General features: G+C 59.1%; 19 protein-coding genes. 11 read left to right on the top strand and 8 right to left on the bottom strand.

Translation table 11 applies throughout. The features are described 5' to 3' along the window. Positions 1-32: 32 nt before the first annotated feature. Both larC and larE read right to left on the bottom strand, forming a co-directional pair. The gene (gene larC, locus RCI_RS09870; RefSeq protein WP_048198425.1) at positions 33-788 is read right to left on the bottom strand and encodes a nickel pincer cofactor biosynthesis protein LarC; all 756 of its coding nucleotides are present in this window, start codon (positions 786-788) and stop codon (positions 33-35) included. Between the two features lie 2 nt (positions 789-790). Beyond that, positions 791-1,621 carry an ATP-dependent sacrificial sulfur transferase LarE gene (gene larE, locus RCI_RS09865; protein WP_012036291.1) on the bottom strand — a complete coding sequence of 277 codons (831 nt, stop codon included), beginning with the start codon at positions 1,619-1,621 and terminating at the stop codon, positions 791-793. Positions 1,622-1,879: 258 nt separating this feature from the next. Between larE and RCI_RS09860 the strand changes: the two genes are divergently transcribed. Together RCI_RS09860 and RCI_RS09855 are read left to right on the top strand one after the other, a co-directional pair. Beyond that, entirely contained in the window at positions 1,880-4,537 is a 2,658-nt protein-coding gene (locus tag RCI_RS09860; protein WP_012036290.1) for an ATP-dependent helicase, read from the top strand. Beyond that, positions 4,534-5,262, top strand: a complete 729-nt coding sequence (locus RCI_RS09855) for a metallophosphoesterase (protein ID WP_012036289.1) — start codon at positions 4,534-4,536, stop codon at positions 5,260-5,262. Before RCI_RS09860 ends, RCI_RS09855 begins: the two co-directional genes overlap by 4 nt. 935 nt (positions 5,263-6,197) lie before the next feature. Here the strand turns inward: RCI_RS09855 and RCI_RS17615 are convergent. From RCI_RS17615 to RCI_RS09840, 4 genes are all read right to left on the bottom strand, one after another. Further along, positions 6,198-6,464 carry an EFR1 family ferrodoxin gene (locus RCI_RS17615; protein WP_394296435.1) on the bottom strand — a complete coding sequence of 89 codons (267 nt, stop codon included), beginning with the start codon at positions 6,462-6,464 and terminating at the stop codon, positions 6,198-6,200. 21 nt (positions 6,465-6,485) lie between these two features. Then, positions 6,486-7,667 (bottom strand): M28 family metallopeptidase, encoded by a 1,182-nt coding sequence (locus RCI_RS09850; protein WP_012036287.1) that lies wholly within the window; start codon positions 7,665-7,667, stop codon positions 6,486-6,488. 548 nt (positions 7,668-8,215) lie between these two features. Further along, complete coding sequence (locus RCI_RS09845) at positions 8,216-8,398, bottom strand: 2-hydroxymuconate tautomerase (RefSeq protein WP_012036286.1); 183 nt, start codon at positions 8,396-8,398, stop codon at positions 8,216-8,218. A 31-nt stretch (positions 8,399-8,429) separates the two neighbouring features. Further along, the gene (locus RCI_RS09840) at positions 8,430-9,098 is read right to left on the bottom strand and encodes a hypothetical protein (protein WP_012036285.1); all 669 of its coding nucleotides are present in this window, start codon (positions 9,096-9,098) and stop codon (positions 8,430-8,432) included. 155 nt (positions 9,099-9,253) lie between these two features. Between RCI_RS09840 and RCI_RS09835 the strand changes: the two genes are divergently transcribed. From RCI_RS09835 to RCI_RS09815, 5 genes are all read left to right on the top strand, one after another. After that, the gene (locus RCI_RS09835; RefSeq protein ID WP_048198423.1) at positions 9,254-9,721 is read left to right on the top strand and encodes a hypothetical protein; all 468 of its coding nucleotides are present in this window, start codon (positions 9,254-9,256) and stop codon (positions 9,719-9,721) included. A 196-nt stretch (positions 9,722-9,917) separates the two neighbouring features. Next, positions 9,918-10,643, top strand: a complete 726-nt coding sequence (gene tatC, locus RCI_RS09830) for a twin-arginine translocase subunit TatC (RefSeq protein ID WP_012036283.1) — start codon at positions 9,918-9,920, stop codon at positions 10,641-10,643. 98 nt (positions 10,644-10,741) lie between these two features. Next, a complete protein-coding gene (locus RCI_RS09825) occupies positions 10,742-11,893 on the top strand; it encodes a hydrogenase small subunit (RefSeq protein WP_148266590.1) in 1,152 nt (383 codons plus the stop codon). A 62-nt stretch (positions 11,894-11,955) separates the two neighbouring features. Continuing rightward, positions 11,956-13,674 (top strand): nickel-dependent hydrogenase large subunit, encoded by a 1,719-nt coding sequence (locus RCI_RS09820; RefSeq protein WP_048199228.1) that lies wholly within the window; start codon positions 11,956-11,958, stop codon positions 13,672-13,674. A gap of 6 nt (positions 13,675-13,680) precedes the next feature. Then, positions 13,681-14,415 (top strand): cytochrome b/b6 domain-containing protein, encoded by a 735-nt coding sequence (locus RCI_RS09815; protein ID WP_012036280.1) that lies wholly within the window; start codon positions 13,681-13,683, stop codon positions 14,413-14,415. Between the two features lie 7 nt (positions 14,416-14,422). Here the strand turns inward: RCI_RS09815 and RCI_RS09810 are convergent, their stop codons facing one another. Further along, positions 14,423-15,019 (bottom strand): molybdenum cofactor guanylyltransferase, encoded by a 597-nt coding sequence (locus RCI_RS09810; protein ID WP_012036279.1) that lies wholly within the window; start codon positions 15,017-15,019, stop codon positions 14,423-14,425. Between the two features lie 367 nt (positions 15,020-15,386). Then, positions 15,387-16,820, bottom strand: coding sequence for a DUF92 domain-containing protein (locus RCI_RS09805; RefSeq protein WP_012036278.1), 1,434 nt, complete (start codon positions 16,818-16,820; stop codon positions 15,387-15,389). 54 nt (positions 16,821-16,874) lie between these two features. Here RCI_RS09805 and uppS point away from each other — a divergent pair, with 54 nt between their 5' ends. From uppS to RCI_RS09785, 4 genes are all read left to right on the top strand, one after another. Beyond that, complete coding sequence (uppS, locus tag RCI_RS09800; RefSeq protein WP_012036277.1) at positions 16,875-17,525, top strand: polyprenyl diphosphate synthase; 651 nt, start codon at positions 16,875-16,877, stop codon at positions 17,523-17,525. Positions 17,526-17,618: 93 nt separating this feature from the next. Beyond that, positions 17,619-18,689, top strand: a complete 1,071-nt coding sequence (locus tag RCI_RS09795; protein WP_012036276.1) for a lysylphosphatidylglycerol synthase transmembrane domain-containing protein — start codon at positions 17,619-17,621, stop codon at positions 18,687-18,689. Between the two features lie 83 nt (positions 18,690-18,772). Then, positions 18,773-19,225, top strand: a complete 453-nt coding sequence (locus RCI_RS09790; protein WP_048198421.1) for a bifunctional nuclease family protein — start codon at positions 18,773-18,775, stop codon at positions 19,223-19,225. Between the two features lie 92 nt (positions 19,226-19,317). Further along, positions 19,318-20,124, top strand: coding sequence for a hypothetical protein (locus RCI_RS09785; protein WP_012036274.1), 807 nt, complete (start codon positions 19,318-19,320; stop codon positions 20,122-20,124). Positions 20,125-20,188: the final 64 nt, after the last annotated feature.

Here is a 20,188-nt window from a genome sequence, read left to right as displayed (position 1 = left end):
GCTCTCGGTGAATTCTGCAGCAAAAAAGTTAATCAGTGCCCGTGATGCCCCTTGTGCCCATGTGGTCTGGACTCAAGGCGCTCGCCCGCGATTACCCGGAGCAGGTTGGGCGTCTCCAGCTCTCTGGTGCCCGCGCCGTAGCCGGCCTTCTCCACGCGCATCCGGGGCAGGGGGCCGAAGCCTTTGCAGGCCTCCGCGAGGATGGCGGCGCCTGTCGGCGTTGCTAGCTCGGCCTGGACGCCGGTGGAGTACACGGGTATCCCGGAGAGGATTTCGAGGGTGGCGGGGGCGGGTACGGGCAGCAGGCCGTGAGAGCTCCTGACGAAGCCGCTGCCCACGTTGACAGGGGAGGCGTAGACCTCTTCGATGCCAGCCTCCTTAAGGCAGATGGCGGCTCCGACTACGTCGGCGATGGTGTCCAGCGCCCCGACTTCGTGGAAGTGCACCTGCTCGACCGGGATGCCGTGCACCTTAGATTCGGCCGCGGCGAGGCGCCTGAAGACGGCCCGGGAGAGCTTGCGTACTTCGGGGGGCAGGCCGCTGCCGTCGATGATCCCGACGATCTCCGGGAGGTGCCGCTCCTCCGTAGTGTCGGGGACGGCCACGTCTACCTTCGTGGCCGCGATGCCGTTCCTCGTAACCTTCTCTGCGGTGACTTTCAGCCCCGGGAGGCCCAGCGCGTCCAGCCCCTGAGACAGCACTTCAAGGGGTACGCCCATATCTACCATGGCGCCGAGGAACATGTCCCCGCTGATGCCCGAAAAACAGTCGACGTATAAAATTTTCACTCTTATCGCCCCTTGAGTATCTCGTTCAGGCTGCCGGTGCGGAAGCCTTCGAGATCGAGCGCCACGTAGGTGAAGCCTGCCTTCTTCACCCGTTCCACAATCTCTTTCCTGAACTTGAGGACGCTCTCCAGCTCAGAGTCGGGTACCTCTATCCTCGCTACGTCCCCGTGATACCGCACTCGCAGCTGGCCGAAGCCGAAGCAGTGCAGCGCCCGCTCGGCCTCGTCCACCATTCGGAGTCGATCCCTGGTGATCTGCGCGCCGTAAGGAATGCGGGAGGCCAGGCAGGCCCGGGAAGGCCGATCCCATGTCGGCAGGCCCATCAGCCGGGACAGCTCCCTGATCTCGCTCTTGTACAGCCCCGCCTCCCGGAGGGGGCTGCGGATCCCGAACTCTTTCATGGCCTTTTCACCCGGCCGGTAGTCGGCCTCGTCATCCTTGTTCGAGCCGTCCACGATGTAGTCCAGCCCCAGCTCGTCCTTCAGGTGTACCAGCCTGGCAAACCGGCCCCGTTTGCAGATGTAACACCGCTCGGGAGTGTTGGCGACGAAGTCCGCGTTCTCCACCTCGTCGGACCGGATGATGATGTGCCGCACTCCCAGGTCCTTAGCGATCATCGCGGCGTCGTCCACGTCTTCCCGGTGGGTGATCTCCGAGATGGCCGTCGCAGCAGCAACTTTGTCGGCGCCCAGCGTGTCCACGGCGCACTTCAGCAGAAGGGTGGAGTCCACTCCCCCGGAGAAGGCTACGAGAACGCTGCCCAGCTCTCGCAAGATGCGCTGGAGCTTGAAGAGCTTCGCCTCTGGCGTAAGTTCGGGGGATACGAGTGTCATTGTACCTTAATTGGCATCCATGTATCTAATGGTTTGCGCGTGCGGCGCACGCTGAAAGTATTATGAGCCCGGGGCTGCCAGAATAACGTTCACCAATGCGAAAATTAGTTTGCAGGACCCGTAAACTCCCCAATGCGATGCATGGATACTTTCGCCGCATAGCGGCTATACTTTTGCGCAGCATACAGAGAAAGAATTTGAAGTATGTGGCCAAACTTTCCCGCTATATATTGATCATCTACAGCAGGTTATCTACACATGACAGCGAAGAGAAAGAGAAAAACGTATACGCCGCCCTCTTCCGTGAGCTACGCCACGCTCGATCACACGGACGAGGAGATACTCAGCCTGTTCGAGCCGTCGGTCCGCCAGTGGTGGACGGAGACCTTCGGCCCGAAAAAGCAGGTCAACAACGGCTATTTTACCCCTCCCCAGCGGCTCGCCATCCCCCTCATCCACCAGGGCAAAAACGTCCTCATCTGCAGCCCCACGGGCTCAGGTAAGACCCTGTCCTCGTTCACCGCCATCATCAACGAGCTGTTCCTGCTCGCCAGCTCTGAAGGGCTTGAGAACAGTGTCTACTGCATCTACATTTCACCGCTCAAGTCGCTCGCCAACGACATCCACAAGAACCTGGAGCAGCCTCTGGACCAGATTAGCAAGCTGTACGGCGACGAGAAGCTGATCCGGGCCGCCATCCGGCACGGGGACACCGCCAGCGACGAGCGCTCCTCCATGCTGCGCAAGACGCCCCACATCCTGAACACCACGCCCGAGACGCTGGCCATCCTCCTCAACTCTCCCAGGTTCGTGGAGAAGCTGGCGACGGTCCGGTGGGTGATCATCGACGAGATCCACTCCATGGCCGACACCAAGAGAGGCGTCTTCCTCTCGCTCGCCCTGGAGAGGCTGGAAGAAGTGGTCAGAAAGCCGTTCGTCCGCATCGGCTGCAGCGCCACAGTGGAGCCGCTGGATAAAATTGGAGAGTTTCTGGCCGGGTGCGAAAATGGCATACCCAGGGACGTCACGGTGGTAGACACACGCTTCGTCAGAGAATTTGACCTAAAGCTGTTATGCCCTGTACCCAACCTGATCGAGGCTTCCGCCCAGGAGGTCAACCACGCCCTGTACGAGATGATCCACGGGATGATCCAGGAGAACACCAACACCCTCGTCTTCACCAACACGAGGAGCGGGGCGGAGCGCATCCTGTACCACCTGCGCAAGGAGTACCCCGACTATTACAACGAGGAGAACTCAGGCTGCCACCACGGTTCCCTCTCCAAGGGAGGCCGCCTCGACATCGAGGACAAGCTGAAGGCGGGCACCCTCAAGGTCGCCACGTCATCGACTTCGCTGGAGCTGGGCATCGACATGCCGTACCTCGATCTCGTGATCCAGGTGGGCTCCCCGAAGTCGGTCTCCGCGCTGCTCCAGAGGGTCGGCAGGGCCGGCCACAGCCTGGGCCAGGTCGTCAAGGGCCGGGTCATCGCGCTGGACCGGGACGAACTGATCGAGTGCGCCGTCATGCTCAAGAAGGCGCAGGACGGCTTCATCGACGGCGTCAACATCCCGGAGAACTGTTTAGACGTCTTAATCCAGCACGTGTTCGGCATGGCCATCAACGAGCCCATGGAGCTGGAGAGGGTCAAGAAGATCGTCCGCCGGAGCTACTGCTACCGGAACCTGAGCGACGAGGACTTCGACGAGGTCATCAAGTACCTGGCGGGAAGTTTGCCGGGCATGGAGGACCGGAGCATCTACGGCAAGATCTGGCACGACCCGGAGACGGGAAAGATCGGCCGGAGGGGGAAGCTCGCCCGGATGATTTATTATACTAATATCGGCACCATCCCCGACGAGTTCTCCTGCGACGTCATCACGAGAAGCGACCAGAAGTGGGTGGGCAAGCTCGACGAGCAGTATCTGGAGAAACTGCAGAAGGGCGACGTGTTCGTGCTGGGCGGCAAGTTCTTCGAGTTCCAGTACCGCCGGGGCAGCAAGGTCTACGTCGACCCGTCCCACAGCCGGCCCACTGTCCCGTCGTGGTTCTCGGAGAGGCTGCCGCTGTCCTTCGACCTGGCGCTCCACATCCTCGACTTCCGGGACATGATGGCCCGCAGAGTGGGGGACCGCAGCACCCGCAAGTGGCTGTTAAATACATATCCGCTGGACGAGAACAGCGCGGAGAGCATCTACCAGATCTTCGACGAGCAGATCCGGTACAAAGGCGAGAACTCTATCTCCACGAGGAAAAAGTTCGTCATCGAGGAACATTTAGACAAGCCTCACTTCCGCCGGTACTACTACTTCCAGTCCAACTACGGCAGGCCGTTCAACGACGGCCTCAGCAGAGTATTAGCCTATATCGTTTCCCGCCAGCGCACCAGCAACGTGACCCTGTCGGTCAGCGACAGCGGTTTCTTCATCTCGGTGCCGCTGTCCAAAAAGCTGGACCTGCTGGACTACATCGAGTCGCTGGACGAGACCAAGGTCAAAGACTTACTAAGACTATCGCTCGAGGAATCTCAGCTGCTGAAGCGCATGTTCAGGATCAATGCGACCAGATCGCTCATGATCCTCAGGAACTACAAGGGCCACCAGAAGAGCGCCAAGCGCCAGCAGGTATCGGCAGACATGATGCTGTCGTACGCGCACAAGCTGGACAACTTCGCGGTGCTCGAAGAGGCCTACCGGGAGATCATCGAGGACAAGCTGGAGATAGCCCACATCCAGCAGATCATCCGGGGCATCAAGGACGGGGAGATAGAGGTCGAGCTGATCCCGGTGGAAACCCCGAGCCCGCTCAGCTTCGGCATCGCCTCGCTGTCGGCCTCGGACGTGGTGCTCGCAGAGGACAAGAACTCGCTGCTGAAAGAATTCCACCAGCGGGTCATGGAGAAAATCAAGGCATGAAGATCGAGTACCTGAACGGCGCCGCCTACTTCCCCGAGACCGGGACGTGCGCCGTCTCGGACGTCCACATCGGCATCGAAGGCGCCCTCCAGGCGGAAGGCTTCGCCATGCCGCTGGACGAGGACAAGGAGCTGCTTAAAAAGTTCAAGTCCATAGTGCAGCGGTTTTCCCCCAAAACGATGGTGCTGGACGGCGACGTGCTCCACGAGTTCCACAAGCTCCGGAAAAACACGAAAAAGTCGTTCGACCGGATCATGATGGCCCTCCTCTCCTCGGTGGACGAGGTAGTCCTAATTACGGGATCGCACGACAGGATGCTGGACGCCGCCCTGCAGGACGTCGACGGCATCAGGAGCGAGCAGTTCTACGTTTCAGGAGGGATCATGTTCGCCCACGGCGACGCCATACCCGAGAGGGCGAACGATAAGGACATCAAGCTCATCGTGATCGGCCACGAGCACCCCACCCTCGACATCGAGATGAAGAAGGAGCCCTGCTTCCTGTACGGTAAAAACGCCTGGCGCGGCAAGGACATCCTCGTGCTGCCGGCGTTCAATCCGCTCTGCGCCGGGACTTCCATTAATTACATGGACTCCCGGGACTTCATGTCAGCGTTTATAAGAGAAGGCGACATCGGGAGTTACCGGCCCATCATCGTCGTCGAAGGCGAGACGCTGGAGTTCCCGCCGCTGAGAGAGTTCAGAGACTGGATACAGTATCAGTGATTTTTCTGACAGACTGCACAGATGGGAATAGGAGGTAGTATTCGGCGCCTGGCCGCCTTGTTATTATTTCGCAAAGGCGCAATGACGCAACGGCGCAAAGAAATAAGAGGAAAAACTTAGCGTCCCATGAAACTTGTTGTTTCGGCGAGGGTTGCATGGCCCCCAAGCACTCGCCTTATGAAAAATGTGGTATTCAGGTAGAAGCTATGAAAAATTAGAAGTTGGCCCCACATAAGTCGAAAATACCGCCAAGCCCGCCAAGGGGCCAAGCTCGCCAAGAGCTAATTTTTAATGGAACGCCAAGAGATATTTTTCATGGAACGCCAGGAGGCCGGGCACACCAGGGACTTTTTCGATCGGAACCACACCGATCACTAAAATTATTGCCTGGCGTTCCATGAAAAGTCTGGGTCCGGGAGGTGTTGAGAGGTCGGAGGGGAGGTCGGAGAGGCTCACGGAGTTCAGAGAGAACTTTCAAGCTGGGAGTTCAGGGAGTTCATGGAGATCCGAGAGGAGGTTATGAGAGTACCCGGAGGTCAGAGAAAATATCTTTAAAAAATCCTCTCCGATCTTTCCACACTCCCAATCCTCCTCTATGACCTCTCCGCCCTCTCCAACCTCCCAGTTTGAAAATCCTCTCCCGTCTCCCGGGAACTCCCCGACCTCCAGGAGTTTTTCACCGGCTTAAATAGAAAAACCAGTTTTCATGAGACGAGTGCCTGGCCCCTTGGCGAGCCTGGCGGCTTTACAAGCGCAGAAACTGAGAACTGCCAGTATTTCATCACTTATACCTGATCAAGACTCCGATCATCACCCGACTCTTTGCGTCGGCGCCTTTGCGATCTAAAACCGAGGCCTCCTGGGGCCGAGACTACCCCATTTTTCATACCCACAATTTGAAAAACTCTTTTTCACGAGTTGGTATGCTCAGGAGTTTACCCGAGCATCATATCTTTTTCAGTCACATGCGGGTGGTGGTACCTGGCGATCGCAGGAGTTTTCTTGCCAAGCTGCACCGCCTGCTGTGGGCACCAGTGGAAGCAGGCGATGCACTTCGCGCATTTATCGCCCCACGTCACCGTGGTGCCGTTGACCTTGATGTTGCCGGCCGGACAGATATTCTCACAGGTGCGACAGCCTGTACAATTGCGTGTCGTGAAGAAGCTTTTCTGCGTGCAGCGACTTGCCGGTGCCGGAAAAATAATAGATAGTCGTTGTCAAGGTCATTCCTCCGCGAGGATCATCTGCCTAATCGCTTCCGCCAGCTCTACGAGCTTCCTGCAGTCCACCAGCTCAGGGACGTCTCGGGAAGTGTGGGTGATGTCGGCCGTCAGCTCCAGCAGGTACTCCGAGGTGAATGCGATAGTGGGCACTCCGCTCATGGCGAAGATCATGTGATCTCCCTGGGGCCACTCGGGCCCTTCGGCGATGCCGCTGAACTGCCCGAAGACCTCGTCTGCTTTCTCCTGCACCCCTTCCGGGCAGCCGTAGAACGAGTAAGCGGTCTTTCCTTTAACATACCCTGCGCCGTCGATGTTGAGGGCAAGGCGGACTCTGCCGATCTCCTCCCCGTACCTGCGGAGGTAGTCCATCTCCCCGGCGGCGCTATAATTATCCTCCCCGTTGATGGCAACGATCTCGATGCCTGTCGGGCCAGTGTAGTTTTCTAGCATTTCTGCCAGCAGCATCAGCACAACCACGCCGGAGGCGTTATCGAGGGCGCCTGGGGTCGTGGCCTTCGCATCTACGTGAGCGGTGACGACCACCTTTTTCACAGCATCTGGATTCCTGACGGCGATCACGTTACAGGCCGTCGACGGAATGCGCCGGGCATCGATGGTAAGCTCGACTGATTTCCCGCCGTGGGCTGATATCTCCTCCCCTAGCACGTCTGTGCAGTATGCAGAGGGTATGTCGAAGTTGCCGTCCTCGATCATTGGGTAAGGGTACATGCCTCCGACCATTGCCGGGTTCTTGCCCGTAGCGGTAATGATCGCTGCCGGCTGCTTCTTTTCCAGCAGCTTGTGCAGCGCCCTGTGGTGGTCGGGGTAGAAGAACGGATAGTCCTTCGGCATCAGCTGCTCCTCGCACAGCTCGCCCTTCAGGAGCAGGATCTTCCCCTTGCACCGGGCTTTCTTCAGCTCCCCGAGGGTGGAGGCGGCCACGAGCTTGCCCGATCCGGCATAGCCGGGAGAGTACGGGCTCGAATAAAGGTCGTACGATTCGCCGCCGCATTTTAACGACGAGGCCCCGCTCTCGAAGTCCAGGCACTCGAAAGGTGTGGTATCAACTGTAAACCCGAACCGGCCAAACGTCCGGGCGACGAAGCCAGTGGCCTCTTTGTTACCGGGCGAGCCCACGCTCCGACCGGGCTGGCAGGCGCATAAAGTATCGAGGTATGCCATGGCTTTTTGCGTTAAATCAGGTGATGTGGAAGGTACGCTAACTTGCTGTATGGTTCTCATATTGTATCAGTACAATATGGTACTAATGCAATATATAAAACTGTCGACGATCAGGGGGCATGGGAAAAATTACGTCAAATAATGGCTGGCAATTTAATCGAGGAGAACGCCGGGAAAAGAGGGAAGCATGGCGTTCCATGAAAAATCTGGGTCAGGGAGGTATTGAGAGGTCGGAAGGGAGGTCGGAGAGGTTCACGGAGTATAGAGAGAACGTTCAAGCTGGGAGATCAGGGAGGTCATGGAGATCAGAGAGGAGGTTATGTGAGGTACCCGGAGGTCAGAGAGAATTAACTTAAAAAATCCTCTCCGACCTTTCCACACTCCCCAACCTCCTCTCAGACCTCTCCGCCCTCCCCGACCTCCCAGCCTGAAAATCCTCCCCGGCCTCCCGGGAACTCCCCGACCTCCAGGGGTTTTTCATTGCTTATCTTGAAAAAACAGTTTTCATAAGACAAGTGCTTGTAGAGGGCGCAGATATTGACAGCGAGCTACTGCTCGCTGCACATCCTGCCGCCGATGGCCCAGTCCTCTTTCTTCACGCTGATCAGGACTACGTGGACCGCTTCGGCGGGCACGCCCTGGTCGGTGAATACTTTGGTGATCCCTTCGACGATCTGCTTCTTCTGCTCGGCCGTGCGGCCGTCCCACATCTTGACTTCTACGACTGGCATGAATTAAAGTAGAGCGCCGGCGCTTAAATATTTAGAGGTCGCCCAGCGTCTTGCTGGCGTGCAGGTAGAACGCCTGCAGCATCTTCACGGCCTTCTCCGTCTTTTTCTCTAAAGCGAAGGTCATGATCTTGTCCCTGTCAGAGTGGACGTACTCCAGCACCGCAAATGACATGGTATACGAGATACCCCTCGCTCTGCGCCTCGCCCAGTACGCCTCATTTTTCAGACCGTAGGCGTCGCACATGTAGCCGATGAAAAGATACGGGTTAAAGTCGGTCTGGTCCCCGGCCATGATGGCGGTGCAGAACCAGTAAATAGACTTCTCGAGGTCGCCCGTGCAGAAGTAGCACTCCGCCAGCCGCCGGCACAGGGCGCTCTTACCCCTGCACTTCTCTATTCCAGAGCGCAGGATGTCTTTCGCCAGCTCGTAGTTGCGCTTCTTCATGTAGTAGCTGGCGCACCAGTAGTACGGTACGTGGTAGTCGGGCTGCAGCCGGCGCTCGTCTTCGAAGGTGAAGATCTCCTGCGGCCGGGGGTTGTCCTCGTGGTCCTGGAAGTCCTGGATGGCGTCGGCCAGCCTTCTGTTGTGGGCCAGCATCCGGGGCTCCGGCTCGTCCCTGATCGAGGCGTCGTAGACCTGCTCGAGCCCGATCGGCAGCGGCTTTTCCGCCCTTCGGGACAGGAAATCGAGGATGCCCATAGTACTTGTATGGTACGGGCCGCGCATATATATTGATTATCGGGCCGGGCAGGGGAGCGAGTTCATTGCGGCCTGCGGCAATCCCTGATGCTTCTCCGGGCTTTTCCTGCGATCACCTTTTTGCTGCGCCCTCCGAATCTCGTATGGTGTTGGGTATGAAGCTGACAGTCATCGTAGTGGCAACAGTACTGCTGGCATGCATGGCGACAGGGATGGCGGTGGCGCAGAAGGTGTCTGCGGACCCCGTCCTGAGCGAACTGGACTCGCTCGCGCTCCGGGCGGACAACCTGAGCGACAGCGTGGAGTCTCAGCTGGTGGATATGAACGTCGCTGCGGGCGCAGGCGAGAATAATGCTACTGGAGTGCCTGAAAGCGATCCTGGAGCGCTCAGAATGATGGCGGAGAGAGGCAAGAACAACGCTGATACTTATGAGGCACAGCTATCCGAGATCGAAAAGGGCCTCCGGGATGTCCAGAGCCGGTACGACCCGGAGCAGTATGGCCACGGCGACGCCACAGCAATCGAGAGCCGGATGAGCTACCTGGAGAACAGGATCGGGCACATCCGTAACATGATCAATGACGTGCGGGCCGCTGCGGACAGGATCGGCCGGGCCACGTAGTCGAAAGATCTGTGAGCTGGCTGTAAGCGATTTGTACCTGGCCGGCGGTCGGGGGCATCCCCGCGGACACATCGAGATATCGCCTCTAGACAGCTTTTCTGTCCGCGGGGATGCTCCCGACCATGCGGAGCACAATGGTAGCAGGAGCCCGGCCAGTCAGTAAAGCTTTATAGCTTCCGGGGCCTATTCTTCGGCGATGGCAGCCGAAAGTAGCCTTCCGCCCGGGGACATGGAGATGAGCCTGTCGGAGCACCTCAGGGAGCTGAGGAACCGGCTGATCATTGTGATCGCCGTCACTCTTTTGCTTATGCTTGCTATCTTTCCGTTCTCCGCCGGCCTGGTGGACGCAGTTCTTGCCCATGCTGTGCCTTCTTACGTGAAGATCACGACTTATGCGCCGATGGAGATGTTTAAGGCGAGGCTGACCATGTGCTTCATCGGGGCGATCACCGTGGGCTTTCCGCTGCTGGTGTACGAGGCGTTCCGGTTTGCAGCGCCGGGACTGTACCCGCATGAGAAGCGTTTTCTGTACCTGGTGTTCCCGTTCTCGCTCCTGCTCTTCGTCGCGGGAGGCCTCGTCGCATACTTCGTGACCCTGCCGCTGTTCTTCAGCATCGTCATTGGGCATGGGCTGGAGGTAGCCGCGCCTGCGTTGTCCGTGGGCGAGACGTTCTCGATCGTGACCAACTTCGTGGCAGGCCTGGGCCTCGTCTTCCAGGTGCCGCTGATCATCGTGCTGGCGATCAAGATGGGCCTGGTGAAGAGAGAGACGCTGGTCAAAGGCCGGCTGGGAGTGTACGGGCTGCTTTTCGGCGTGGCCATGTTCTTCTCCCCGGACCCGACGTTGTTCTCCCAGCTCATTGTACTGGCTGTGCTGGCCATACTGTTCGAGGTAAGCATGGTGCTGACCCGCTTCCTGTGATATGAGAAAGAATTTTAAGAGCTAGTGCACTAAGTTATACAGCTATCAAGAGATGAGCCTCTGGCTCGCGGGCGGGATGGACGATGACGGGAGAAAAAATGGACGGCCCAGTATTGCCGGGGCTGGGCAGGAGAGCGTTTCTTGCACTGGCCGCTACGACCGGAGCCGCCGCTTTTCTCGCAATGCACAGCCCAGGCGTCGCCGCCGCGATCGCGGACTCCAGAAAGAAGCTTTTATGGCTGAGGGGCTCGGGCTGCGGAGGGTGTACTGCCTCGTTCCTGAACGGTGGGTACCCGGACGTGCTGGCGGCCCTCGACAGCGTTGGAGCGGTGATTACGTATCACGACGGCCTCATGGCCCAGCAAGGCATCACCCTCGACGGCGTGTCCAAGACTCCCGACACTTACAATGCGCTCAAGAAGCTCGACCTGCTCATCGATTCGGGCGACTACGTGCTGGTGGTCGAGGGCGCCATTCCTAACGGCCCTGATGGCACCGGCAAGTATTGCACCACCGGCGGCCGGGCGGTGAAGGAGATCTTTTCCGAGGCGGCGGAGAAGGCCGAGACGATCATCGCGCTGGGAACGTGCGCCGCTTTCGGCGGCATTTCCTCGGCCGGCCGGAGCGTCACCGACGCCCGCGGCGTCGCTTATACGGGCGCCTCCCGTTTTAATGGCATCCTGAGCGAGCTGAACATGCGCAAGAAGGTGATCAACGTCCCGGGCTGCCCCGCGCACCCCGACTGGTTCCTGCTGACGCTGGCCGACGTGCTCTCCGGCGCAGAGGTGACGGTGGACGATTATCGCCGGCCTGCGGCCTTCTTCAGCAAGAGCGCCATCCACGATACCTGTACGAGACGGGGCTCTTACGATCAGGGGCAGAGAGATACGCAGTTTGCAGGCGAAGGCTGCCTCTACGGCGCGGGCTGCAAAGGTATGATCACATACGCAGACTGCCCTGTCAGAAGGTGGAACGGCGGGGTAAGCACCTGCACCCTCGCAGGCGGGCCGTGCGTGGGCTGCGTCGAAGCAGAGTTCCCGGGCGCTTTCATGCCCTTCTTCAACAGGGTGGAGGACAGGAGCCTGATATCAGGCACCAACGTCGACCTCGGGGCCAAGGTGATCCTGGGCGCCGCCATTCTCGGGGCGGGCGTCCACGCGGTAAAACGCCTCGCGATAGGGGACAACGATAACGAAGGCGACGGCGACGAGGAGAAGCTGTCTGAAAAGCGCAGCAGGAGGGGTCGGTAACGGTCAGGATAGATATAGACCCGGTAAGCCGGACGCAGGGTGGGCTCCGGGTCTCGGTGGAGATGAAAGACGGCTCGGTCGTCGACGCGAGGTGCTCCGGCACCACCTACCGGGGCTTCGAGCAGATGATGATCGGCCGGGACCCCATGGACGCAGTATACTTTACCCAGCGGGTGTGCGGCATGTGCTCGACGCCCCACGCCACGGCGGCGGCCGGGGCAGTCGAGAGCCTGGCCGGGGCTACAGGCCAGATACCGAAGGATGCGCTGCTCGTGCGCAACATCCTGAACGGCCTGGCATGGCTGCGCAGCCACGTGGAGAACCTGTACCTGTCGTTCCTGCCTGACCTGGCGGACCCGATCTACGGCGATCTCCTCAGGTATTCCGACGTGGGCACCGCCCTGACCGGAGAGCTGGCCGGCAGGTTCAACGTGCCCGGCTACGCGTCTACAGGACATACGGCCCCGGGGTCGGCGTATACAGACGCGATCAGGTTCGTCAAGCTCACGGGAGAGGCGGAAGCCATTCTGGGCGGACGCTCCCCTCACTCCCCGGTAATTGTGCCGGGAGGCGTCACGGTCCGGCCTTCCGCCTCAGACCTCATGAAGCTCAAAGGATGCTACGCCAGCATCGTGGACTTCCTGGAGAGGCGGCTCACCTACCCCCTGTCGCTGGACGAGTGGCTCGAGAACACCCACAGCACGCAGGCTAACCCCGACTTCATCCTCAACCGGATCAAATCCCTCCCGACCGGAGACCTGTCCATGGAGAAGGGCTGGAATGACATGCAGCTCTTCTCGGTGTTCTGCTCCCGGATGATGAGCTATGACTTCCTGTCCATGCCCATCTACGTTGAGCTGGATACGCTGGGCGGCTACCCGCTGTACGATCAGCTGATCGGGTTCCTGAACTACGGCGGGTTCTACAGGGTCAGGGACAGGGCCGGCAACTTTACCGACGGCTATTCCCCGGTGGACGGCGAGGAAGGCACCTTCGAGATCCCCTCCGGATTCACTCCGGGCAGCATGCCCAACCTCTTCGACAGCCCCGGAAAAGCAGACCCCGCAATGGTGGCAGAGCAGGTAAGCGGCTCATTCTTCTCCTACAGTGGTGGTGAGACGGCCCTGAAGCCTGAGGCCGGAGAGACATCCCCCTCCCCCAGAGCGGCAGACATCGACTACTCGGGGCATAAGTACAGCTTTGTCAAGGCGCCCAGGTATGGCAACGTGCCCTGCGAAACAGGACCCCTGGCCAGGATGATCAACTCCAGAGAGCCCTACATCATGAACATCATGCAGATGATGCATTTCAGCAACCCTGTATTCTCGAGCGGCAAAAGCTACAACAGGACCAGCGTCTACACCAGAGTCCTGTCCCGCATGCAGGAGTGCCTGATCACCGCGCAGCTGCTCGGCAGGTGGATCGACGACCTAGAAGTCCACTCCGACCCGAGGAAGTACTGTGTACCGGTCACCCCCGGCCGCGGAGAGGCCGGGGCATGCATGATCGAAGCGCCTCGGGGAGCCCTCGGCCACTGGATGCGTCTGGACGAGGACGGAAGGATCGCCGGCTACCAGATCATCTCCCCGACCACATGGAACGCCTCGCCCCGGGACGCCGAGACCAAGTTCGGGCCGATAGAGCTGTCCCTGATCGGCGCCAAGACCACCCCGCGCGGGAACATACCCGGCTCGGAGGTCAACCCGATCAGCCTGTACCACATCATCCGCTCGTTCGACCCCTGCGTCTCCTGCGCCGTCCACACGATCAGGACAGGGTGAGATGAAATGATGGAGAAAGAGAAGCCGAAAGCCGGCAACCGGATGATCGTCGTCCGCCACACCACCCTGGAAAGGCTGTCCCACTACGCGAACATTGTCTTCCTGACCGCCCTCCTCCTGACCGGTTTCTGCGTCTACATGGGCCTCCCGTACCTGAGCTATAACGACGCCTTCGCGATACACGTCCTTTCTGGCGCCGCGTTCGTGGCAGTCAACTGGATCGTGGTGCCCTACAACGCCATCGTCAACGGCAAGCTGGCCGAATACTGGCTGTGGCCCTCCGACATCAGGAGGCTGGCCAGGACCCTGTCCAGCTTCTTCTCGGGCAAAGAATCCCCGCGCTACACGATCTACGACGAGCAGGGCCGCCGGTTCATAAACCGCCTGCACCCGGTCACCAAGCTGCTGATCTACTCCCATTATGTTGCCCTGTTCATCGCATCGTTTACCGGGCTGGTCCTCTACTCCACCACGCTGACAGTGCTGGACACGAACATATCTGGGATAGTACTGAAAGTGCTGGACTTCGTCGCGCCGACCATGAGCCTGTCGGGATTAGGGCTTGCCAGGTTGCTGCACATAGCGGCGGCTTACTGGTTCATCATCGAGACAGTCATCCACGTGGGCATGGTGCAGTTAGACCCGAGGAAATTTTTGCATATAAAATCGATGTTCCTGACAGGGAAGGAAGACCTGATGCAGGACTCGACTGCTGAAATTGTGAACACAAAAGAAGATTAAAATTCAGCTATTCGGCCGGCATGTCCTCCGCCCGGTTGACATTGACGAAAGTCTTCAGGTCAGGGTCGATCTCCCGCAGCTTTTCGACCGGCACGTAGACGACGTCTTTTAAATAGTCTAAAGGCGCCGCTATCCTTCTCCTGCCCCGGCGGATCGCTTCGTCTACCGCTTGTATCATCGCCTCTCGCCGGTATACGGCGTGGAGGGGCTCGATGAAGCCGTTCTCCCGGACAGGGACGGCGGCATCGTGGCCTTCGGCTGCCTTGAACAGGTAATCGACGACCTCCGGGCTGATGAAAGGCATGTCGCAGGCCACCACGACCACGTACTCCCCCTTCGCCGCCTTCAGACAGGCGTTGACTCCGGCTAGAGGGCCGATGTCGTGCAGCTCGTCGTACACGAAGGGCGTGATCTCTCTGAGGTAGGGAAAGACGAGGTCCCGCTGCTTCTCGTCCCGGACCGACACGATGATCTCGTCCACGACATTGTCCAGAGAGCCCTTGACCCTGCAGATCATAGGCATTCCCCCGACTTCCTTCAGCGACTTCTCCCCGCCGCCGAACCGGGTGGACCGGCCGCCCGCGAGGATGATACCCGACCTCATGCTGCCAACTTATTGGCTTAGCTGATATAAAAACACTTACATCTCAGGATTTATGGAGATTACTTGCTCACCACATAGCTCACAGAGAAACACATCAACTGTTCACCACAGAGCTCAAAGAGACGCACAGAGAAAGATTCACCACAGAGGCACAGAGAAACACAGAGAACGGCTTACCACAGAGGCACAGAGAAACACAGAGACGCACAGAGCGATTTTTTTATTATAAGGATATAACGGCAATCACCTATTAAGTAAATCTCTGTGAGCCTCTCTGCACCTCTGTGCCTCTGTGGTAAACCAGCCACTACGTGCACCTCTCTGGTGAGAATAATCGCCATACTGCTAACGCTCTGCATGTTAGCGTTTACATGAAGAACAAGTAGTAGACTGCCATGGCGAACAGCCCGCCGAAAAGCGTGGCTACGAAGTTGACGCCGGCGTTGGACAGTAAACCTCTCCGCTGTAATGTAGCTCCGAAGAGGCTGTCTATGTTTGTGCCGAGGAAGCCGGTGAGCACGGTGATGAAGACCATGGTTCCGACGCTGTTGGCACGGAGCCCCAGCGGGATGGCGATGACGGCGATGGCGAGCGCCCCGAAGATGGATGCGGCCTCGCCCAGCGGTGACACGCCGCCGTCTGTGCCTGGGGGCACTCTGCGGAGGGTGGTGATCATGATGGGCTGGCCCCGGTAGGTGCTGCCGATCTCGCTGGCCAGCGTGTCGGCCGTGGCGGTGGCCATGGCGCCGAGGAAGCCGATCAGGAATATCGACTGGTCGATGTAGCCGAGGTAGGGCACGTAGGTGGTGCCTCCCAGCACCCCGTAGGCGACGACGAAGATGAGGGGGACGAAACAATTGCCGAAGACGTTCTTGTAGCCCCTGGAGCCCTGGTTGGACTCGGCGGCGCCGACCTTGCGCTTGTACTGGTACTTGTACTTGGTGAAGATGGTGCCCAGGATGAGGAAGGCCAGCAGCAGGATGAACCACTCGAAGCCTCCGAATACTATCAGAAGTACGCCGCAGAGCACGCCGCTCAGGGCGCCCGAGAGGTCGACAGCGTTGAGCTTGTAGGTGACGATGCCTATGGCCAGGGGAACGGCGACGGCGAGGGCGATCTCTGCCGGGTCGGGCATGGCGGAGTATGCCAGCGAAGAGAAGAGCCACATGGCCATGCCCGCGCCCAGCGGGATGGCGATGTCGTCCTCGTCCACTATGGTATATAGTAAAGCTCCGGTGACTGTGCCGATGACGGCGAGGAAGAACATGAAGTGGACTGGATTAACGTTGATACTGGCGGGCAGGCCTCCGTTCACGATAACCCAGTAGCCGAAGAGGAAGGCGAAGGCGGTGCCGAGGACCAGCAGGGTGATGCTCCAGAATATGGCCGGGTCGCCCTTGACAAGCCGGGTGACGATGGTGGCCACCCCTTCTCCGAACGCCACTGTGCCGATCACCGCGGACAGCACGTACACCGGGAAGTCCAGCACCATGACCAGGATCGCGAGGAGTAATATTGCGAAGCAGAACTTCAGGGGGCCGAGGAGAACGCCGGTCTCCCGGTCCTTTTCGGACGAGAGTGTCTTGAACACCGGGGAATCCCGGGGCATGTACATGATGATCAGGGTGACGATGAACACGCCCAGCACGATCAGCCCTTTCGGCAGGAAGGGAAAGAGCAGCGCGAGGAGGCCGAGAGAAATGTACGCAGACTGCCGCTTAAGCTCGTACTTAAGGGAGTGCTGCGGGGAGTGCGGTGGCTGCTGTCTGCCTGCGCCTCCTGCCCTGGTGCCGGGATACATATGGGAGAGTCTATGCCCCCGTACAAAAAATACTTTACTATGTGAGCGTATTAGATGACTGGAATGCTCGCCAGACAAATTGCTTACAGGTTTTACGAGAAATCCATGCTCAGGAGTATCAAAGGCGAGCGCGTACCAAAGTGTATCGCGGTCGTCGTGTCGGACGCGGACCTCGTAGACAGGCCATCCACCCTCAAGCTCGCCAGCCTGGCGGAGTGGTGCACCGAGATGGGCGTCGGAGAACTATCGATCTACGTGAGCACAACCGAAGGAAGCACCGTGCCAGGCCTCGCGGACTGCATCTACCAGACCCTGCAGGGAGCCGGCTTTCCCGGGAAAGTGGTGTCCCCGGGCAAAGTCAGGCAGCTGACCGGCCACAAACCCCTGACCGTGAGCCTCTCTATCGGCTACGGAGGCAAACACGAGCTGACCAACGCCCTCCGGGAAATCATGGAAGACGTCAGGGCTGGCAAAATCCAGCCGAAAGACATAGATGAGGCCATGGTCGAAGCCCACCTCATCTTCCGGTGCGAGCCCGACCTCTTCATCAGGACCGGCGAAGAAAGGCTGAGCGACTTCCTCATCTGGCAGTCCGTCTACTCCGAGCTTTATTTTACGGACGTCAACTGGGAAGAGTTCCGGAAGGTGGATCTGCTGAGAGCCATCAGGGACTACCAGCTCAGGCAGCGGCGGTTCGGGAAATAGAACTTTTCTGCCATGAGCCGTGCTATAATCGGGCCGGCAGTTACTCAAGCTCAAGCCGGAAATTCTGATATACTATTGAAGCAATCTGGTATCATGATTTCCGAAGCCGACGTAAGGTTCCCGGACATTCCCTTCAGCAAGACGGCGATCCTCATCGTCGTAGGGCTGGTCATCTACTTTATTTACCTCTACCTGGTCGGCTTCGAAAGCCTGGCGAACGTGCTGAAATCGGTGAGCCTGCCGCTCATGGGGCTGGCCTTGCTCGTGGCTCTATGCGGCAACCTGTTCCACGCCGCCGGGTGGTGGGTGCTGCTGCGGGACACGGGGCACAGGATATCGCTCGGCTGGGCGTACCTGATCTACCTGTCCAGCATCTTTTTCACCAACCTGATCCCCTCGGCTGCGGCCAGCGGAGAGGTGGCGAAGCTGTACTTCGTGCAGAAATCGGTCGAGGGAGGCCGGTTCGATAAGACGTTTGCCGCCGGAGTCATGAGCCGGCTGCTGGAAGTCGTGCCGGTAGCGCTCGGCACCGTCGCCGGTGTCATATTCGTGGCGCTATACTATGAAGTGCCGACGTGGGTGCTCGCCTTCTGTATCTTCGTCGCGGCGACCGTCAGCATCGCCGCTGTCGTGATCCTGGCCCTGAGCATGAATGCCGGGCTGCTCAGGACTATTGCGAACTCGGTGGTGCGGGTGGTCGCCAGGGTGCTACGGAAGGGAGATCAGTCTGCCATGGAAGAGAAGGTCGGAGCGCTGGTCACCCAGTTCGACGGCAGCATGAGGACCATCGCGGGCAGGAAGCTGACCATCGTCAAATCGCTCGGCCTCATCCTGATCGCCTGGGGCTTCGACGTGGCAGTGGCGTATATTGCCTTCATGGCCATCGGCTACTCAGTCTCGCCCGGGGTAGTGGTGACGATCTTCTGCATCATGGTTCTCCTGCAGCTCATCCCGACCTTCCTGCCGGGAGGCCTGGGCATCGTGGACGCGGTGATGACCGTGCTCTACCTGTCCATGGGAGTGCCCCAGCTGGCTGCGGCAGGGGCGACCATCATGATCCGGCTGGTCACGCTCTGGTTCCTGACCGCCGTCGGAGGTCTCACGACACTCTACTTAGCCCGGGTGGCGGGCACCGGGGCGAGCACAGGGCAAAAGCCCGCATAAAGCCCCCACCAGGCCGCACATCAGGCGATTAAAACCAAATAAATATAGCCTAAAGTTATATACTCGAAAGCCGATGTGAGCTTATGAGCGATTACGTGCCGGTGAGCGTGAAGGGGGTCTACTTTGTGAGCACGATCACAGGGCCTCAGGCTGTCGTCTTTCTCTCGGACAACGAGGACATGATGGTGCCGATTTACATCGGGCCCGCGGAAGCGATCTCCATAGACGTGGCGCTCCGCAGGGAAACAACTCCAAGGCCGATGACCCACGACCTGCTCAAGACGATCATGGACAACTTCAGCATCGGCATCGACCGCATCATCATCGACGACCTCGACGAGCAGGTCTTCTACGCGAGGCTGATGCTCCAGGACGGGGACAGGCAGGTGGAGATCGACGCCCGCCCCAGCGACTGCATAGCCCTGGCAGTCCGGACCAACGCCAGCATCTTCATCGAGCGCGAGATCATGGAGAAAGTCTCGATAGACCGGAAGGATATCGAGGCCGCGGGGAACTTAGAGGACTTCGCGGAATAACTTTACACCAACAATACATCGGACGCCCGGCAGATTACTTTCACTACGGTGAATCTAAATGCTCATCTACTTATTTTCAATAATATGTAAACATGTTCATACCTCTCAACTCAACAGACGACAACGACTGGCCGAACATCCTCGTAGCCGGGGATACCGCCAGCGTGTTCTACCTGCTCGGGCTGCTCAGCCTGTACAAGCTTAACGTGTTCGTGGCCGACACAGGCGTGGAAGGGAGATCGCCCCTCCAGTTCAGGAGCGGCCGGGGCAACCGGAAAGACGTGGCCGGAGCGTACTACGACTTCTTCGAGGCGCCCTGCCGGATAGGTGCCGGCGTCCTCAGGCGGTTCGATCTTTTATTGCATACGACGGGCGACGGCTACCTCCAGGGCTGGGCGAGGCTCCTCCGGGTGCCTTCCATGCGGATTGAATTCCAGGCTAACGGTAAGGCTGCGCTGGAGCTGGAAGGCGCCGTACCCGGATCCGGCTGCGTCTCCAGTTGCCGGGACCAGGACAGCGCACTGACAGAAGCTCTTCTGGGATTCATCGACGCATCCGCATACGGCCGCTACAGGGGAATCGCCACCCAGGTGACCGTCGACGCCCGGGGGGCGGTACAGATCAGCCCGCCAGCGGCGCTGAAGCTGCCCGAAATGGCGGTGCCCGAGGAGACGAAGTACAGCACCTGGGACTATGTAGAGGACCTGCTGGAGGCCACCGGCACCCGGGTAGTCTACGCCGACGGCGAAACCCCTCTGGCCATCTCGGCCGGCGCCGGAAACGCCCGGATGATAGAGCTGGGAGTGCCCGAACTGCACATCCTCCGCTCATCGAAGCCGGAGCTGAAGTATGTCGAGCTCACAGGAGACGTGGGGAGAGTGTTCGACGAACTGATGTAAATTGTTAAAAAAGAGAACGTCGTGGAACTTTTAGAATATGGCTCAATAGCACCTGCACCAGAAA

This window comes from Methanocella arvoryzae MRE50, from assembly GCF_000063445.1.
GTDB classification, from domain to species: Archaea; Halobacteriota; Methanocellia; order Methanocellales; family Methanocellaceae; genus Methanocella_A; species Methanocella_A arvoryzae.
Note: the sequence above shows the minus strand (reverse complement) of the source record. Positions and strands in the feature narration are given on the sequence as shown.

What these genes read in the sequence shown, in the direction of transcription:
- RCI_RS09825 (WP_148266590.1), top strand. Translation starts at nt 10,742, where the DNA reads ATGGACGGCCCAGTATTGCCGGGGCTGGGCAGGAGAGCGTTTCTTGCA.
- RCI_RS09855 (WP_012036289.1), top strand. Translation starts at nt 4,534, where the DNA reads ATGAAGATCGAGTACCTGAACGGCGCCGCCTACTTCCCCGAGACCGGG.
- RCI_RS09805 (WP_012036278.1), bottom strand. Translation starts at nt 16,820, where the DNA reads ATGTATCCCGGCACCAGGGCAGGAGGCGCAGGCAGACAGCAGCCACCG.
- tatC (WP_012036283.1), top strand. Translation starts at nt 9,918, where the DNA reads ATGGCAGCCGAAAGTAGCCTTCCGCCCGGGGACATGGAGATGAGCCTG.
- uppS (WP_012036277.1), top strand. Translation starts at nt 16,875, where the DNA reads ATGACTGGAATGCTCGCCAGACAAATTGCTTACAGGTTTTACGAGAAA.
- RCI_RS09850 (WP_012036287.1), bottom strand. Translation starts at nt 7,667, where the DNA reads ATGGCATACCTCGATACTTTATGCGCCTGCCAGCCCGGTCGGAGCGTG.
- RCI_RS09840 (WP_012036285.1), bottom strand. Translation starts at nt 9,098, where the DNA reads ATGGGCATCCTCGATTTCCTGTCCCGAAGGGCGGAAAAGCCGCTGCCG.
- RCI_RS09820 (WP_048199228.1), top strand. Translation starts at nt 11,956, where the DNA reads ATGAAAGACGGCTCGGTCGTCGACGCGAGGTGCTCCGGCACCACCTAC.
- RCI_RS09810 (WP_012036279.1), bottom strand. Translation starts at nt 15,019, where the DNA reads ATGAGGTCGGGTATCATCCTCGCGGGCGGCCGGTCCACCCGGTTCGGC.
- RCI_RS09790 (WP_048198421.1), top strand. Translation starts at nt 18,773, where the DNA reads ATGAGCGATTACGTGCCGGTGAGCGTGAAGGGGGTCTACTTTGTGAGC.
- RCI_RS09835 (WP_048198423.1), top strand. Translation starts at nt 9,254, where the DNA reads ATGAAGCTGACAGTCATCGTAGTGGCAACAGTACTGCTGGCATGCATG.
- RCI_RS09860 (WP_012036290.1), top strand. Translation starts at nt 1,880, where the DNA reads ATGACAGCGAAGAGAAAGAGAAAAACGTATACGCCGCCCTCTTCCGTG.
- RCI_RS09815 (WP_012036280.1), top strand. Translation starts at nt 13,681, where the DNA reads ATGATGGAGAAAGAGAAGCCGAAAGCCGGCAACCGGATGATCGTCGTC.
- RCI_RS09845 (WP_012036286.1), bottom strand. Translation starts at nt 8,398, where the DNA reads ATGCCAGTCGTAGAAGTCAAGATGTGGGACGGCCGCACGGCCGAGCAG.
- RCI_RS09785 (WP_012036274.1), top strand. Translation starts at nt 19,318, where the DNA reads ATGTTCATACCTCTCAACTCAACAGACGACAACGACTGGCCGAACATC.
- larE (WP_012036291.1), bottom strand. Translation starts at nt 1,621, where the DNA reads ATGACACTCGTATCCCCCGAACTTACGCCAGAGGCGAAGCTCTTCAAG.
- RCI_RS09795 (WP_012036276.1), top strand. Translation starts at nt 17,619, where the DNA reads ATGATTTCCGAAGCCGACGTAAGGTTCCCGGACATTCCCTTCAGCAAG.